This is a genomic window from Streptomyces phytophilus, assembly GCF_013870535.1.
Taxonomy (GTDB): Bacteria; Actinomycetota; Actinomycetes; order Streptomycetales; family Streptomycetaceae; genus Streptomyces; species Streptomyces phytophilus.
On the sequence record NZ_JACBXC010001362.1, the window covers coordinates 1 to 1,554 of the forward strand.

At 74.3% G+C, this 1,554-nt stretch carries 2 protein-coding genes; one reads left to right on the forward strand and one right to left on the reverse strand.

The genetic code is table 11. From position 1 onward, the window contains the following. A partial coding sequence (locus tag H5J30_RS32390) for a hypothetical protein (protein ID WP_220189570.1) occupies window positions 1-230 on the forward strand: 230 nt, incomplete at its 5' end. Between the two features lie 22 nt (window positions 231-252). Here H5J30_RS32390 and H5J30_RS32395 read toward each other — a convergent pair. After that, the gene (locus H5J30_RS32395; protein ID WP_181791216.1) at window positions 253-1,290 is read right to left on the reverse strand and encodes an endonuclease/exonuclease/phosphatase family protein; all 1,038 of its coding nucleotides are present in this window, start codon (window positions 1,288-1,290) and stop codon (window positions 253-255) included. Window positions 1,291-1,554: the final 264 nt, after the last annotated feature.

Below are 1,554 nucleotides of genomic sequence, written 5' to 3' on the forward strand. Positions count from 1 at the left end.
TGTGCGTCGCGGACCCCGGGGCGGACGCGCGCGGGCCCGAGCAGAGCGGCAGGTGGCACGCCGCGGTCGTCGCCCACGTCGTACGCGGCGGGCGGGCCTGGATCAGCACCGTGCGGCTCGACGGCCGCCCCGCGATCCGGCTCTGCGTCACCAGCCACCGCACCCGCGCCGCCGACATCGAGACCGCGGTGGCCGCGCTCGACGAGGCCCGCGCTGCCGTGCCCCGCTGAGCGAGCCGCGCGGGTACGGGCGTCAGAGGTTCACCGAGGCCCGTACCGGGAGGTGGTCGCTGCCCGTCTCGCCCAGCACGTCGGAGCTGACCGGCTCCACGCCGCGCAGCAGGATCTGGTCGATCCGCGCCATCGGGAAGTCCGCCGGCCAGCTGAAGCCGAAGCCGCTGCCCGCCGCGCCCTGCGCGGAGCGCACCTGCGAGGTGATGTTCGCCAGCGCCCGGTCGTTCATCGTGCCGTTGAGGTCGCCGAGGAGCAGCACGCGCTCGACGGGCTCGTTCTTGATGGCCTCGCCGAGGGCGTCGGCGCTCGCGTCGCGCTGGTTGGCCGTGAACCCGGCGTCGAGCTTCACCCGCACGGAGGGCAGGTGGGCGGTGTAGAGCGCGAGCGGGCCGCCGTCGGTGGCGACGGTGGTGCGCAGGGCGCGGGTCCAGCCCATGTGGATGTCCACGGACCGGGTGTCCGACAGCGGGTACTTGCTCCACACCCCGACCGTGCCCGCCACCTTGTGGTACGGGTACGCCCTCGCGAGCCCGTCCTCGTACGCCGCCCTGTTGTCCTGCGTGACCTCCTGGAGGGCGAGCACGTCGGCGCCGGACTCCACCAGCTTGCGCGCGGTGCCGGGGGCGTCGGTGTTCTCCTCGGCGACGTTGTGGCTGACGACGGTGAGGTCGCCGCCGCCCCCGGACTTGTCGGTGAGCAGCCCGCCGAAGAGGTTGAACCAGACGAACACCGGCAGCACCAGCGCGCACACGGCGGTCAGCGACCGCCGCCACAGCGCGCACACCAGCAGCACCGGGACGGCGAGGCCGAACCACGGCAGGAACGTCTCGACCAGGCTGCCCAGGTTGCCGACCCGGTTGGGGATCGCCGCGTGACCCATCATCACGATGCCGTCGAGCAGCGCGAGCGCGGCGACCACCAGGCCGCGGCGCCAGGTGCCGGGGCCCAGGCCCTCGCGGAGCCGGCGGCGCCAGTACACCGCGCGCGACTCCGCGGAGGCGGCCGCGTGCGCCCTTCCGGTGCCGCGGCCGGTCTCCGCCATGTCCACCTGCGTCATGCGCTGTTCCTCACGTCACTGCACTTGCCGGTCTGCCCCCGCTGTCCCCTACCTGACGAACGGGACGGTGCCGCGAGTTGCGGGCGGGGCCCGCCGGAAGGTCACCGTAGCGAAACCGGGACATTTCATCGGTCAGGTGAACGCAGGCCGTCCAGCACGGCGTCGACGACCTGCGCGGCGGGTCCGGCGGGCAGCGGCTGTCCCGGGTGCAGCACGGCGCGGGCCAGCACGGGGCCGGTGAACAGGTCGGCCAGCAGCTCGGGG

Excerpts from the sequence above, each read along its gene's own strand:
- H5J30_RS32395 (WP_181791216.1), bottom strand. The coding sequence starts at position 1,290 with ATGACGCAGGTGGACATGGCGGAGACCGGCCGCGGCACCGGAAGGGCG.